Source organism: Variovorax sp. Varisp36 (assembly GCF_047304235.1).
In the GTDB taxonomy this organism is placed as follows: Bacteria; Pseudomonadota; Gammaproteobacteria; order Burkholderiales; family Burkholderiaceae_C; genus Variovorax.
The window spans coordinates 23435-37635 of record NZ_JBGLYU010000027.1 but is presented as its reverse complement, the minus strand read 5'-3'; the positions used below and the strand labels follow the sequence as shown (position 1 = coordinate 37635).

Genomic DNA, 14201 nt, shown 5'->3' with positions numbered 1-14201 from the left:
GGTCTTCATGCGCGCTGCCCTTTTGCGGCAGCACCTCCATATTTTTCGAGTCCCGTTCCTCCGTGAAATCCTTTCTGCGCCACCAACTCGAACGCTACGCCCAACGCCTCGGCGAGCTCGACTTCCTGCTCTCGCGCGAAGACATCATGAGCGACATGGCCCAGTACCGCACCATCTCGCGCGAGCATGCCGAAGTCACGCAGATCGCCGGCCGCTACGAGCGCTACAGGCAGCGCGAGGCCGACATCGCCGGTGCCAGGGAGATGCTCGACGACCCCGACATGGCCGAGATGGCAAAGGAAGAAATCGCGGGCGCCGAAGCCGAGCTGGTGCAGCTCGAAGAAGAACTGCAGCGCCTGCTGCTGCCGAAGGACCCCGACGACGCGCGCAACGCCTTCCTCGAAATCCGCGCCGGTACCGGCGGCGACGAATCGGCCCTGTTCGCGGGCGACCTGCTGCGCATGTACACGCGCTACTGCGAGCGCGCCGGCTGGCGCTGCGAGGTGGTGAGCGAGAGCGAAAGCGAGCTCGGCGGCTACAAGGAAGTGGTGATCCGCGTCGTCGGCGACGAGGTGTTCGGCCACCTGCGCCTCGAGTCGGGCGGCCACCGCGTTCAGCGCGTGCCGGCGACCGAAACACAAGGCCGCATCCACACCAGCGCCTGCACGGTCGCCGTGCTGGCCGAGCCCGACGAGACCGTGGCCGTGCAGATCAACCCGGCCGACCTGCGCATCGACACCTACCGCGCAAGCGGCGCGGGCGGACAGCACATCAACAAGACCGACTCGGCCGTGCGCATCACGCACATCCCCACCGGCATCGTGGCCGAGTGCCAGGACGACCGCAGCCAGCACCGCAACAAGGCCAAGGCGCTGCAGGTGCTGTCGGCGCGCATCCAGGAGAAGGACCGCAGCGAGCGAGCGGCCAAGGACGCGGCCATGCGCAAGGGCCTGATCGGCAGCGGCGACCGCTCGGACCGCATCCGCACCTACAACTTTCCGCAGGGCCGGCTCACCGACCACCGCATCAACCTTACGCTCTACAAGCTGCTCGCGATCATGGAAGGCGACCTTGGCGACGTGCTCGAGGCGCTGCGCGCCGCGCGTGAGGCCGAACAGCTGGCCGAGCTGGAATCGAGCCTGCCAGCGTGATGACCGCCGACGACCCGAAGCCGTCCACCGTGGCGCAGGCACTGGCCGCGGCCGTCGCGCTGGGCGTGGAGCGGCTCGACGCGCAGTTGCTGCTGCTGCACGCGCTGGGCCGGGCGCCGCATGACCGCGCCTGGCTGCTGGCGCACGACACCGATGCGATGCCCGACGCGGCGTGGGCCGCGCTCTGCGCGCAGTTGTCGCGCCGCCTCGCAGGCGAGCCGGTCGCGTATCTGCTCGGCGAGAAGGAGTTCCACGGCCTCGCCCTGCACGTCGACCCACGCGTGCTGGTGCCGCGGCCCGACACCGAGGCGCTGGTCGAATGGGCGCTGCAGTGCCTCGAGGGCCATGTCGCCCCGCGCGTGCTCGATCTCGGCACGGGCAGCGGTGCGATCGCACTGGCCCTGCAACATGCCCGCCGCGATGCTCAAGTCGACGCGGTCGACGCCAGCGCCGATGCATTGGCGGTCGCCCAGGCCAACGCGCAGCGCCTCGGCCTGCCGGTGCGCTTCACCGAAGCGAGCTGGCTCGACGGCGCCGGCAGCGGCTACACGGTCATCGCGAGCAACCCACCGTACATCGCCGCCGGCGACCCGCACCTGCCCGCCCTGCGCCATGAACCCGTTTCCGCATTGGTCGCGGGCGCCGACGGCCTCGACGACATCCGCCAGATCGTGCAGAACGCTCCCGGCCACCTCGCCGAAGGCGGCTGGCTGCTGCTCGAACACGGCCACGACCAGGCCGCGGCCGTGCGTCAACTGCTCGCCGCGCGCGGTTTCGCCGAAGTGCAAAGCCGCGACGACCTCGCCGGCATCCAGCGCTGCTCCGGCGGAATCTGGCGCACGGTGAAATAATCCCCCCAGCCCACTTTTCAGGAGTCCCCATGTCCGACGCCCAGCAACGCATCGACGACCTCGTCAAGACCAACGACCTCGTGCTCTTCATGAAGGGCAACGCAAGCTTTCCGATGTGCGGCTTCTCTGGCCGCGCGATACAGATCCTGAAGGCGGTCGGCGTCGACACCCGAACGCTCAAGACCGTCAACGTGCTCGAAGACGACGGCATCCGCCAGGGCATCAAGGAATACAGCAACTGGCCCACGATTCCGCAGCTCTACGTGAAGGGCGAGTTCGTCGGCGGCTCGGACATCATGATGGAGATGTACGAATCGGGCGAACTGCAGCAGGTCATCGGCGGCGGCGCGGCCTGATTCCACGGGGCCCGCAATGAGCCACGATCACGCGGATCACGGCCATTCGCATGAAGAAGGCGACCAGGCCTGGAAGCACGATGGCGTGCGCGTGATCGCGGCCAACCAGCTCGACACCAACACCGCCCAGACGCCCGGCATGAACCGGGCAGCGGCCATCAACTTCGCCCGCGTGGGCGCGCAGAAGCTCTGGGCCGGCACCGTGACCATCCACGCCGACGCCAAGACCGGCGCCCATCACCACGGGCATCTCGAATCGGTGATCTACGTCGTGCGCGGCCGGGCCCGCATGCGCTGGGGCGAAAAGCTCGAGTTCACGGCCGAGGCCGGACCGGGCGACTTCATCTACGTGCCGCCCTACGTGCCGCACCAGGAGATCAACGCCAGCGCGACCGAGACGCTCGAATGCGTGCTGTGCCGCAGCGATGGCGAAGCGGTGGCGGTCAACCTCGACATCGAACCCGTCGAAAAGCCCGAATCGGTACTCTGGGTCGACCCCACGCATCCGCAGGGCGGGGTCTGAGCACTTTTCGGGTGCCGAGTCATGGCACCATGGTGGCCGTCTTCGACGTGCCACCATGACCCTGACCCAAAGCCTGCTCATCATCGCCATGCTGATCGCGATGAGCGCGTTCTTCTCACTTGCCGAAATCACCCTGGCCGCCTCGCGCCGCCTGCGCCTGCGCCAGATGGCCGACGAGGGCGACCCCCGGGCCGAGAAGGTGCTGCGCGTGCAGGAGCAACCCGGCCACTACTTCACCGTGGTGCAGATCGGCCTGAACGCGGTGGCGATCCTCGGCGGCGTGGTCGGCGAGGGCTCGCTCAGCCCCTACTTCGCGGTGTTCTTCGAGAAATGGCTGAGCGTCGAGGCCTCCACCAACGCGGCCTTCCTGTGCTCGTTCGTCATCATCATCGCGGTGTTCCTGGTGTTCGCCGACCTGTTCCCCAAGCGGCTGGGCATGAGCAACCCCGAGCAGTTGGCGGTGCGCATGGTCGGGCCGATGCAGGTGCTGATCACCACCTTCAAGCCGCTGGTGTGGTTCTTCACGCGTTGTACCGACCTGCTTTTCAAAGTGCTCGGCATGCCGATGGCGCGCGACGACAAGATCACCTCGGCCGACATCCTCGCGATGACCGAGGCCGGCGCACGGGCCGGCGTGCTCGCGGTGCGCGAGCAGCAGGTGATCGCCAACGTGTTCGAGCTGGAGACGCGCCTGGTCAGCAGCGTGATGACGGCGCGCGACAGCATCGCCTGGTTCCTGCACGACGACCCCGAGACGGTGCTGCGTGCGCGCATCGTGGCCGAGCCCTACTCGGCGTATCCGGTGTGCGACGGCGACATCGACCACGTGCTCGGCTACGTCGATGCCAAGGACATGTTCCAGCGTGTGCTGAGCGGCCAGCCGCTGGCCTTCGACCAGGGCCTGCCGCTGCACAAGGCGCTGGTGATTCCCGATCGCCTGTCGCTCACCGAGGTGCTCGAACAGTTCCAGCAGGCGCACGAGGACTTCGCGATCATCGTCAACGAATACAGCCTCGTGGTGGGCGTGATCACGCTCAACGACGTGATGAGCACGGTGATGGGCGACCTCGTCTCCATGCCCGACGAGGAGCAGATCGTGCAGCGCGACGAGAACTCGTGGCTGATCGACGGCGTCACGCCTATCCAGGACGTGCAGCGCGCACTGCACATCGACGAACTGCCTCACTCGGAGGAGTACGAGACGCTGGCCGGCTTCCTGATGGTGATGCTGCGCCGCGTACCCAAGCGCACCGACAACGTGACCTGGGGCGGCTACACCTTCGAGGTGATGGACGTGGACAGCTACCGCATCGACCAGGTGATGGTCACGAAGGGCTCGGCCACCGCCAAGGCGCCGGCCGGCTGACGGAGGCTCAGCCTGCGGAGGCGGGGTCCTTCTCGCGCTCGCGCTCCCTGTCGTTGAACACCCAGAGCCGCTGGTTCGCGAACACTGCGTTCGGGTACGGCGACTTGCCGCGGCTGCCGTTGTAGCGGCCCAGCGTCATGTACAGGTCGCCGTTCTCGCGGTCGAGGTAGTGGCGAAGAATGACGCAGCCGAAGCGCAGGTTGGTCTGCATGTGAAACAACTTGGCCGGGTCGGCGTCGCCGATCACGCGCGTCCAGAACGGCATGACCTGCATGTAGCCACGCGCACCGGCGCTCGACACCGCGAACTTGCGGAAATTGCTCTCGACCTGGACGAGCCCGAGCACCAGGCTCACGTCGAGCCCCGAGCGCTTGGCTTCGTACCAGGCGGTCTGCAGGAATTCGATGCGCGATGGCGCGTCGGCAACCTTCTTGCGCAGCCGCTCGCTCATCTCGCCCAACCAGCGCAGGTAGGCGAGCCGGGCCTCGGTGTTCGCGAACTGGGGCACCGGCGGTGCCTTGTTGTGGATGGCCGAGCTGAGCGCAGTGCGCACCGAGTCGATCAGCGGCTCCTCGATCTGCGCACCGGCCAGGGCGGTCTGTGGCAGCGACAGCATGGCGAGGGCGCTTGCCGTCACGGCGCCGCCCAGGCACTGGCGTCGCGAGAGGCCGCCCTCCACGCTCATTTTGCGAGCTTGCCGGTGATGAACTCCGCAATGCCGGCCGCAGGCACCTTGGTGGCCGCCGTGTCACGGCGGTGCTGGTATTCGAGCTGGCCTTCCTTCAGACCGCGGTCCGAGATCACTACGCGGTGCGGCACGCCGATGAGCTCCCAGTCGGCGAACATCGCGCCGGGGCGCTCGCCGCGGTCGTCGAGCAGCACGTCGACGCCGGCAGCGAGCAGTTGCTCATACAGCGCTTCGGCGGCCACCTTGACCTCAGGGCTGCGGTCCATGCCGATCGGGCAGACCACCACCGTGAACGGTGCCAGCGCGTCGGGCCAGATGATGCCGCGCTCGTCGTGGTTCTGTTCGATGGCCGCCGCCGGCAGGCGCGTGATGCCGATGCCGTAGCAGCCCATCTCGAGGAACTGCGGCTTGCCACCTTCGTCGAGGTAGGTGGCGTTCATGTCCTTGCTGTACTTGGTGCCGAGCACGAACACGTGGCCGACCTCGATGCCGCGCTCGATGGCCAGCACGCCCTTGCCGTCGGGCGAGGCGTCGCCGGCGACCACGTTGCGCAGATCGGCGACCAGGTCGGGCTCGGGCAGGTCGCGGCCCCAGTTGACGCCGGTCATGTGGAAGTCGATCTCGTTGGCGCCCGTGATCCAGTCGGCCATCACGGCCACCTCGCGGTCGGCCACCATCCTGACGGGCTTCTTGAGGTTCAGCGGGCCAAGGTAGCCTGGCTTGCAGCCGAAGTGCTCGTCGATCTCGGCCAGGGTCGCGAAGCGAAAGCCCTTGTCCAGGCCTGGCAGCTTGCCGACCTTGATCTCGTTCATCTCGTGGTCGCCGCGCAGCAGCAGCAGCCAGACCTGCGAGCCCTTGGGGTTGCCTGCGTCGTCGACAATGTCGGTGGCCAGCACGAGCGACTTGACCGTGGTCGACAGCGGCACGCCGAGCAGCACTGCAACGTCTTCGCAGGTGGCCTTGCCCGGAGTGGGCGTCTTCTCGAGCGCCTTGGCGGCGGCAGGGCGCGGGCCGGCCGGGGCCAGGGCCTCGGCCTTTTCCATGTTGGCGGCGTAATTGCTGTCGGGGCAGTAGACGATGGCGTCCTCGCCCGTGGCGGCGATCACCTGGAACTCTTCGCTCAGGTCCCCGCCGATGGCGCCGCTGTCGGCCGCCACGGCGCGATAGCGCAGGCCGAAGCGGTCGAAGATGTTGCGGTAGGCCTGCGCCATGACCTGGTAGCTGGCCTTGGCCGCGTCGAGGTCCCGGTCGAAGCTGTAGGCGTCCTTCATGATGAATTCGCGCCCGCGCATCAGTCCGAAGCGCGGGCGGCGCTCGTCGCGGAACTTGGTCTGGATCTGGTAGAAATTCTTCGGCAGCTGCTTGTAGCTGCGGATTTCCTGGCGCGCGATGTCCGTCACCACCTCTTCGCTGGTCGGCTGGATCACGAAGTCGCGGTCGTGCCGGTCCTTGATGCGCAGCAGCTCGGGGCCCATCTTCTCGAAGCGGCCGGTCTCCTGCCAGAACTCGGCGGGCTGCACCACGGGCATCGTCATCTCGACGGCGCCGGCGCGGTTCATCTCCTCGCGCACGATGGCTTCGACCTTGCGGATCACGCGCAGTCCCATGGGCATATAGGTATAGATGCCCGTGCCGAGCTTCTTGATCATGCCGGCGCGCATCATGAGCCGGTGGCTCGCGACCTCGGCGTCAGCGGGCGCTTCCTTGAGGGTGGAGACAAAAAATCGGGAAGCTTTCATCGGGATTGCGGTGATGGATTCGCTGGATTCGAAGTTTGGAAGTGGGGGACTGCTCCCCCGGAGAGACCCTGAGAGCCTGGCATCGGCAGCTTGCCGACGGCAACCCGGCATGCATAATCGACTCAGTTCAAAAATTGGGGTTTGATTATGCTCGACCGGGACGGCTTCAGGCCCAACGTCGGCATCATCCTGCTCAACCAGAGAAACCAGGTTTTCTGGGGCAAACGCATACGCACGCATTCCTGGCAGTTTCCGCAAGGCGGCATCGACCGCGGCGAAAGTCCCGAGCAAGCCATGTTCCGGGAACTGCACGAGGAAGTCGGGCTCCATCCGGAGCATGTGCGCATCGTGGCCCGTACCCGCGACTGGTTGCGCTACGAGGTGCCGGATCGGTTCATCCGCCGTGACGCACGGGGCCACTACAAGGGCCAGAAACAAATCTGGTATTTGCTGCAACTCACCGGCCACGACTGGGATCTCAACCTGCGTGCCACCGACCATCCCGAATTCGACGCCTGGCGCTGGCATGACTACTGGGTGCCGCTCGACGTGGTCGTCGAGTTCAAGCGCGGCGTCTATGAGATGGCGCTGACCGAGCTTGCTCGCTACCTGCCACGGCAGGATTTCCGCAACCGCTTCCTGCGCAGCAACGTGCGCGCCCGAGAATTCGAGCGCCATTCGCTGGACGCCGGGGCGCCTCCCGGACTGGACCTGCCGCCCGGCGGCAGTTTCGATCCGCATCCCGACATTCCTTCTGCGAGCGATGAACCTCCTGTCCACGACAACAAAGCGCCGTTCCTTCCGACGCAACGCTGAACGCGCCCTTCTTCTGGCCTGCTTCGGCATCCTTGCGGGATGCGCCTCGGGGCCGCACGACACGGACAATCCCGACTGGGCCCAGGGGGGCATGCCGCTGCCGCCCAAGCGCTACGAGACGGACAAGGAGTGGGAGGAAACCGCAACGCCCCCACCGCCGGCCTTCAGCGAAAGCCGCCTGCTGCCGATCGAAATGCCGCCGTACATGAGCTTGAAGTTCGGCATCGACCCGAACACGATCGCGATCACGGGCGACGGCATCGTGCGCTATGTGGTGGTGGCACACAACCGCAATGGCGGCGCCGTCAATGCCTTCTATGAAGGCGTACGCTGCTCGACCGCGGAAATGAAGAGCTATGCGCGCTACAACAACGGCGCCTGGCAAGACGTCGCCAAGCCCGAGTGGAAGCGCCTGAACGACCTGAATTCGAGCTACACCAAGGCGCTGTCGCGCCAGGCCCTGTGCCGCGGCAATGCGCCCCGCGCCTCGATCGGGGAAATGGTCCAGAACATACGCAACCCGATACGGGAAGTGCAATAGTCAATCCACCAACGGGGCTTTGCGCCCCGTTGTTGTTTTCATCAGTTGGGCATCAGCACCATGTTGTCGCGATGGACCATCTCCGGCTCCGCGACATAGCCCAGCAGGCGCTCGAATTCGCTCGAGGGCTTGCGGCACAGCAGGCGCGCTTCCACGCTCGAATAGTTGGCCAGGCCCCGGGCCAGTTCGACGCCATCGACGTCGCGCACCGCAATCACGTCGCCGCGCGAGAACTCGCCCGAGACGCTGGTCATGCCGATCGGCAGCAGGCTCTTGCCTTCGGTCCGCACCTTGGCGGCAGCGCCCGCGTCGACAACGACGGCGCCGCGCAGTTGCAGGTGATCGGCCATCCAGCGCTTGCGGGCCTGGTGCTTGGCTGTCTGCGCCACCAGCAGCGTACCGATGGACTCGCCTCGTGCCAGGCGCAGCAGGGCATCGGACTCGCGCCCCCAGGCGATGACGGTGGAGGCGCCCGAGCCGGCCGCGCGCTTGGCCGCAAGAATCTTGGTGATCATTCCGCCGCGGCCGATGCTGGAGCCGGCGCCGCCCGCCATGGCCTCGAGCGCCGGGTCGCCGGCGGCGGCTTCGTGCACGAACTTCGCGTCGGTGTCCTTGCGCGGGTCGGCCGTGTACAGGCCCTTCTGGTCTGTGAGGATGACCAGTGCGTCGGCCTCGACGAGGTTCGCCACGAGTGCGCCGAGCGTGTCGTTGTCGCCGAACTTGATCTCGTCGTTGACGACGGTGTCGTTCTCGTTGATGACCGGCACCACGCCCAGCTTGAGCAGCGTGACCAGCGTCGAACGGGCATTGAGGTAGCGCTCGCGATCGGCCAGGTCGGCATGGGTCAGCAGCACCTGCGCACTGCCTATCTCGTTTTCGCGCAGCTTGGTTTCGTACATCTGGGCCAGGCCCATCTGCCCCACAGCCGCGGCGGCCTGCAGTTCATGGACCTCGTGCGGCCGGGTTCGCCAGCCGAGACGCTTCATGCCTTCGGCGATCGCTCCGCTCGACACCATGACGACCTCGCGACCCTCGCGCACCAGCGCGGCCAGTTGCCGGCACCATTCGCCGATGGCTGCCTCGTCGAGGCCGCGCCCCTCGTTGGTCACGAGGCTGGAGCCCACCTTGACGACGATACGGCGGGCATCCCGCAAGGCTGTGGATCCGGAGTTCGAGGTCATTTTGCGGTGAATGCTGCGAGGTTGCTTTTTGTCTGTCTATCTGTCCGTTGGCAGCATCACGGGCAATGCTGCGGTGCCGCTAAGCGCCCTCGGGAGGCAGCGGCGTGAAGCGCGGGTCGACGACCACCGGCGCATGCTCGGCCACCTGCTGCGCCTTGACCTGCTGATAGATGGCCTGCACCAGATGTTCGCAGCCTTCGCGCGTGAGCGCCGAGATTTCGAACACCGGCCCCTTGAAGCGCAGGCGCTTCACGAAGTCCTTGACGCGCGCTGCGCGTTCGTCGGCCGGCACCATGTCGAGCTTGTTGAGCACGAGCCAGCGCGGTTTTTCGTAGAGTGCGGCGTCGTACTTCTTGAGCTCGCCGACGATGGCCTTGGCCTGTGCGACCGGGTCGACGTTGTCGTCGAACGGCGCCATGTCGATCACATGCAGCAGCAGGCGCGTGCGCTGCAGGTGCCGCAGGAAGAGATGGCCCAGGCCTGCGCCTTCGGAAGCGCCTTCGATCAGGCCGGGAAGGTCTGCCACCACGAAGCTCTGTTCCGGGCCCACGCGCACGACGCCCAGGTTCGGGTGCAGCGTGGTGAAGGGATAGTCCGCGATGCGCGGGCGGGCGTTCGAAATCGCGCTGATCAGCGTCGACTTGCCTGCGTTCGGCATGCCGAGCAGGCCGACATCGGCCAGCACCTTGAGTTCGAGCTTGAGGCTGCGCTTCTCGCCGGGCCAGCCCGGGGTCTTCTGGCGCGGCGCGCGGTTGATGGCGCTCTTGAAGCGCATGTTTCCGAAGCCGCCGTCGCCGCCCTTGGCGATGGTGATGACCTCGCCCTCCTTCAACAGCTCGAACAGCACTTCGCCCGTTTCGGCGTCGGAGATGATCGTGCCAACCGGCATCTTGAGCGTGATGTCGTCGCCAGCGGCACCGAACATGTCGGAGCCCATGCCGTGCTCGCCGCGCTTGGCTTCGTGCCGGCGCGAGTAGCGAAAGTCGACCAGGGTGTTGAGGTTCGAGTCGGCCACCGCGAACACGTGGCCGCCACGGCCGCCGTCGCCGCCGTTGGGGCCGCCGAATTCCTTGTACTTCTCATGACGGAACGACACGCAGCCGTTGCCGCCATCGCCCGCGGCGATGTCGATGAAGGCTTCGTCGACGAACTTCATGGGATGTCCAGTTTACAAATGAAGAAGCCCCGGCAATGCGGGGCCTCGGGCAGTTCGAAGTGACTCGAGGCTTACGCCGCGGGGGTCACGTTGACCGTGTGCTTGTTGAGTGCACCCTTGTGACCGAACGACACGTGGCCGTCGACCAGGGCAAACAGCGTGTGGTCCTTGCCCACGCCGACGTTCACGCCGGGATGGAACTGGGTGCCGCGCTGGCGCACGATGATCGAGCCTGCGCTGATCAGTTCGCCGCCGAAAGCCTTCACGCCGAGCATCTTGGGCTTGGAATCGCGCCCGTTTCGCGTTGAGCCGCCGCCTTTTTTCTGTGCCATGGAATGTGCTCCTTAGCCGGCGATCGCGCCGATTTGCAGTTCGGTGAACTGCTGGCGATGGCCTTGACGTTTCTGATAGTGCTTGCGACGGCGCATCTTGAAGATGTGCACCTTGTCGTGCTTGCCGTGCGACAGTACCGTGACTGTCACCGTTGCGCCGGACACCAGGGGCGTGCCAACCTTGATTTCAGCGCCGTTTCCGACGGCCAGAACCTGGTCGATCACGATTTCCTGGCCTACGTCCGCAGCAATCTGTTCTACTTTAATTTTTTCGCCGGAAGCAACGCGATACTGCTTGCCGCCGGTTTTTATGACCGCGTACATGTAAACCTCTTAGAAATGAGTCTCCGCAGCGAATTCCGCAGAGCCCAAGATTATAGCGCGGTTTGTGCTTGCTAACCACTTCCAGCCCAACGCGCTCCCGGCAAACCTTGGCGGCTCCCTATAATTTGCGCCTTCCGCCCCTTCCCCAGCCTGGGTCGCCCTCATCCTCCGCAGCGCTCCGCGCCTCCGCTTTGCCAGTTCCCGCCGCCGACACCTCCCCCACCGCCACCGTGCTGGACCTGATTGCCGGCGACATGGTCGAAGTCGACCGTGTGATCGCCCGCCGCCTCGACACGGGCGTGCCGCTGGTCAGCCAAGTTTCAAGATACATCATCTCGGCTGGCGGCAAGCGCCTGCGGCCGGCGCTCCTGCTGCTGATGTCGGGCGCCTTGGGCTATACGGGCGAGCAGCGCTTCAATCTGGCGGCCGTCGTGGAGTTCATCCACACAGCCACCCTGCTGCACGACGACGTGGTCGATGAATCGACCCTTCGGCGCGGCCGGGCGACTGCCAACGAATCGTTCGGCAACCCGGCCAGCGTGCTGGTCGGCGACTTTCTCTATTCGCGCGCGTTCCAGATGATGTTGGATGCCAACAACATGCGCGTCATGCAGATCCTGGCTGAAGCAACCAACGTGATCGCCGAGGGCGAGGTACTCCAGCTGATGAACATGCACGACGCATCGCTGGATGAGGCCGCCTATCTGCGCGTGATCCGCTCCAAGACCGCGAAGCTGTTTGAAGCCAGCACCCGCCTGGCGGCCGTGCTGGCGGGCGCCACCGCCGAAGTGGAGGAAGCCTGCGCCACTTACGGACAGGCGCTCGGCACCGCCTTCCAGGTGATCGACGACGTACTGGACTACGCGGGCGATGCCAACGAGACAGGAAAGAACGTCGGCGACGACCTGCGCGAAGGCAAGACCACGCTGCCGCTCATCTTCGCGATGCAGCACGGAACCCCGGCGCAGAGCGAACTGGTGCGCGCCGCCATCGAAGCGGGCGACACCGCCCAGCTGGGCAAGGTCGTCGAGATCGTGCGCGAAACCGGCGCCCTTGCTGCCTCGCGCGCCGCCGCCGCCGCCGAGGCACAGCGAGCAATTCATGCATTGAAGGGCCTCCCGTCCAATTTGCATGCTTCAGGTTTGCTACAATTGGCGGCTCAGTTGCTTGAGCGACGTGCCTGAACACCTCACCTGAGTTGGCATCTAGGACGATTTCTCTTTTTTCTTGCAACCATCGGGGTGTAGCTTAGCCTGGTAGAGCGCTACGTTCGGGACGTAGAGGCCGGAGGTTCGAATCCTCTCACCCCGACCAGCCATTGGCTGGCATAAATAAATGGCCATGCCTGTTGCTGTGTAGCGATTTACAGCAAAGGACTGTTCAGCGATGATCGTGAAGCATTTTTTCACATCTTTTTCATCCGTTGAATGGCCGCAGCCGAACTTCCAGTTAAAGAAACCTCGCAGATTGCCCTCCCAGGGCTTGCACGCGCCCTGGTGTCGGCAGGCAAGCTTCCTGCCAGGGTGGCCGAGGACATCTACCAGAAGTCCCTGAGTGGCCGCACCAGCTTCATCGCGGAGCTGACCGGCTCTGGCGCCGTCTCGGCCGCCGATCTCGCCCACACCCTTTCCACCGCCTTCGGCGCCCCGCTGCTCGACCTCGACGCAATCGATCCCCAGCGCCTGCCCAAGGACCTGCTCGACCCGAAGCTGTGCCATGCGTACCGCATCGTCGTCCTCAGCAAGCGCAACAACCGTCTGATTGTTGCAACAGCCGACCCCTCGGACCAACAGGCGGCAGAGAAGATCAAGTTCGCTTCCCAGATGGGCGTCGACTGGGTCATCGCGGAATACGACAAGCTGTCGCGAATGATCGAAGCCGCCGCCGTCAGTGCAGCGGAAACGATCAACAACATCGTCGGCAGCGAGTTCGAGTTCGACGACGTCACGGCCGACACCTCGGGCGACAGCAACGAGCAGGCGGTCGCCGAAGTCGAAGACGCGCCGGTCGTGCGCTTTCTCCACAAGATGCTGCTCGACGCGATCGGCATGCGCGCATCGGACATCCATTTCGAGCCCTACGAGCACCAGTACCGCGTACGGTTCCGGATCGACGGCGAGCTGCGCGAAATCGCCAGCCCGCCCACCGTCATCAAGGACAAGCTGGCGTCGCGCATCAAGGTCATCTCGCGGCTCGACATCTCGGAGAAGCGCGTGCCGCAGGACGGCCGCATGAAGCTCAAGATCGGGCCCGATCGCGTCATCGACTTCCGCGTGAGCACTTTGCCCACGCTGTTCGGCGAGAAGATCGTCATTCGTGTCCTTGACCCCAGCAGCGCGCGCCTGGGCATCGACGCTCTGGGCTACGACGCAGACGAAAAGGAACGGCTCCTTCACGCCATCGGCCGGCCCTACGGCATGGTCCTGGTGACCGGTCCCACGGGCTCTGGCAAGACGGTGTCGCTCTACACCTGCCTGAACCTGCTGAACCAGCCGGGCGTCAACATCGCGACGGCGGAAGATCCGTCGGAAATCAACCTGCCCGGCGTCAACCAGGTCAACGTCAACGAACGGGCGGGACTGACCTTCGCGGCCGCGCTGCGCGCCTTCCTGCGGCAGGATCCGGACATCATCATGGTCGGCGAAATCCGCGACCTCGAAACCGCCGACATCTCGATCAAGGCCGCGCAAACGGGCCACCTGGTGCTCTCCACGCTGCACACCAACGACGCGCCGACGACGCTCACGCGGATGCGCAACATGGGTATCGCGCCGTTCAACATCGCATCGAGCGTGATCCTGATTACCGCGCAGCGCCTGACCCGGCGGCTGTGCACCCTCTGCCGCATGCCGGCCGACGTTCCGCGCGAAACGCTGCTCGACGCAGGGTTCAGGGAAGAAGATCTGGACGGCACCTGGAAGCCCTACCGCCCCGTCGGCTGCTCCGCCTGCAACGGCGGATACAAGGGCCGCGTGGGCATCTACCAGGTGATGCCGATCTCGGAAGCCATCCAGGAAATCATCCTGCGCGACGGCAGCGCGCTCGACATCGCTCAGCAGTCCGAAAAAGAAGGCGTGCGTTCGCTGCGCCAGTCGGGTCTGCGAAAAGTCATGCAAGGTCTCACTTCGCTGGAAGAAGTGGTGGCCTGCACCAACGAATAACGAACACACACTGAGA

15 protein-coding genes and 1 tRNA gene are annotated in these 14201 nt (G+C 65.5%); 10 read left to right on the top strand and 6 right to left on the bottom strand.

What is annotated here, in order from left to right:
- The first annotated feature begins 62 nt into the window (after window positions 1–62).
- From prfA to ACCD11_RS17050, 5 genes are read left to right on the top strand one after another with little or no spacing between them, the layout of a single operon-like run.
- The gene (prfA, locus tag ACCD11_RS17070) at window positions 63–1151 is read left to right on the top strand and encodes a peptide chain release factor 1 (RefSeq protein WP_413314785.1); all 1089 of its coding nucleotides are present in this window, start codon (window positions 63–65) and stop codon (window positions 1149–1151) included.
- Window positions 1151–2002: a peptide chain release factor N(5)-glutamine methyltransferase gene (gene prmC / locus ACCD11_RS17065; RefSeq protein ID WP_413314811.1), complete on the top strand. Its 852-nt coding sequence runs from the start codon at window positions 1151–1153 to the stop codon at window positions 2000–2002. The genes prfA and prmC overlap by 1 nt, the downstream gene beginning before the upstream one ends.
- Window positions 2003–2031: 29 nt before the next feature.
- A complete protein-coding gene (gene grxD / locus ACCD11_RS17060; protein ID WP_007833264.1) occupies window positions 2032–2358 on the top strand; it encodes a Grx4 family monothiol glutaredoxin in 327 nt (108 codons plus the stop codon).
- A 16-nt stretch (window positions 2359–2374) separates the two neighbouring features.
- Window positions 2375–2881 carry a cupin domain-containing protein gene (locus tag ACCD11_RS17055; RefSeq protein WP_413314784.1) on the top strand — a complete coding sequence of 169 codons (507 nt, stop codon included), beginning with the start codon at window positions 2375–2377 and terminating at the stop codon, window positions 2879–2881.
- 55 nt (window positions 2882–2936) lie between these two features.
- Entirely contained in the window at window positions 2937–4247 is a 1311-nt protein-coding gene (locus tag ACCD11_RS17050; protein WP_413314782.1) for a hemolysin family protein, read from the top strand.
- Between the two features lie 7 nt (window positions 4248–4254).
- On the opposite strand, the gene ACCD11_RS17045 is transcribed toward ACCD11_RS17050, so the two are convergent.
- Together ACCD11_RS17045 and ACCD11_RS17040 are read right to left on the bottom strand one after the other, a co-directional pair.
- On the bottom strand, window positions 4255–4932 hold the full coding sequence (locus ACCD11_RS17045) for a lytic transglycosylase domain-containing protein (RefSeq protein WP_007833257.1): 678 nt from the start codon (window positions 4930–4932) through the stop codon (window positions 4255–4257).
- Window positions 4929–6674: a proline--tRNA ligase gene (locus tag ACCD11_RS17040; RefSeq protein WP_413314781.1), complete on the bottom strand. Its 1746-nt coding sequence runs from the start codon at window positions 6672–6674 to the stop codon at window positions 4929–4931. The genes ACCD11_RS17045 and ACCD11_RS17040 overlap by 4 nt, the downstream gene beginning before the upstream one ends.
- A 147-nt stretch (window positions 6675–6821) precedes the next feature.
- Here ACCD11_RS17040 and ACCD11_RS17035 point away from each other — a divergent pair, with 147 nt between their 5' ends.
- The gene (locus tag ACCD11_RS17035; protein ID WP_007833253.1) at window positions 6822–7490 is read left to right on the top strand and encodes an RNA pyrophosphohydrolase; all 669 of its coding nucleotides are present in this window, start codon (window positions 6822–6824) and stop codon (window positions 7488–7490) included.
- Window positions 7438–8031: a CNP1-like family protein gene (locus tag ACCD11_RS17030; RefSeq protein ID WP_413314780.1), complete on the top strand. Its 594-nt coding sequence runs from the start codon at window positions 7438–7440 to the stop codon at window positions 8029–8031. Before ACCD11_RS17035 ends, ACCD11_RS17030 begins: the two co-directional genes overlap by 53 nt.
- Window positions 8032–8072: 41 nt before the next feature.
- Here ACCD11_RS17030 and proB read toward each other — a convergent pair whose 3' ends face one another.
- The 4 genes from proB to rplU form a co-directional block, all read right to left on the bottom strand.
- Window positions 8073–9212, bottom strand: a complete 1140-nt coding sequence (proB, locus tag ACCD11_RS17025) for a glutamate 5-kinase (protein WP_413314779.1) — start codon at window positions 9210–9212, stop codon at window positions 8073–8075.
- 79 nt (window positions 9213–9291) lie between these two features.
- Window positions 9292–10368: an Obg family GTPase CgtA gene (gene cgtA, locus ACCD11_RS17020; protein WP_413314778.1), complete on the bottom strand. Its 1077-nt coding sequence runs from the start codon at window positions 10366–10368 to the stop codon at window positions 9292–9294.
- A gap of 71 nt (window positions 10369–10439) precedes the next feature.
- Entirely contained in the window at window positions 10440–10700 is a 261-nt protein-coding gene (gene rpmA, locus ACCD11_RS17015) for a 50S ribosomal protein L27 (protein WP_007833244.1), read from the bottom strand.
- 12 nt (window positions 10701–10712) lie between these two features.
- The gene (rplU, locus tag ACCD11_RS17010) at window positions 10713–11024 is read right to left on the bottom strand and encodes a 50S ribosomal protein L21 (RefSeq protein ID WP_007833243.1); all 312 of its coding nucleotides are present in this window, start codon (window positions 11022–11024) and stop codon (window positions 10713–10715) included.
- A gap of 191 nt (window positions 11025–11215) precedes the next feature.
- On the opposite strand from rplU, the gene ACCD11_RS17005 reads away from it, so the two are divergent.
- From ACCD11_RS17005 to pilB, 3 genes are all read left to right on the top strand, one after another.
- A complete protein-coding gene (locus ACCD11_RS17005; RefSeq protein ID WP_413314810.1) occupies window positions 11216–12208 on the top strand; it encodes a polyprenyl synthetase family protein in 993 nt (330 codons plus the stop codon).
- Window positions 12209–12261: 53 nt separating this feature from the next.
- Window positions 12262–12338: transfer RNA gene (locus tag ACCD11_RS17000), tRNA-Pro, on the top strand.
- 113 nt (window positions 12339–12451) lie between these two features.
- A complete protein-coding gene (gene pilB, locus ACCD11_RS16995; RefSeq protein WP_413314776.1) occupies window positions 12452–14185 on the top strand; it encodes a type IV-A pilus assembly ATPase PilB in 1734 nt (577 codons plus the stop codon).
- The last annotated feature ends 16 nt before the right edge of the window (window positions 14186–14201 follow it).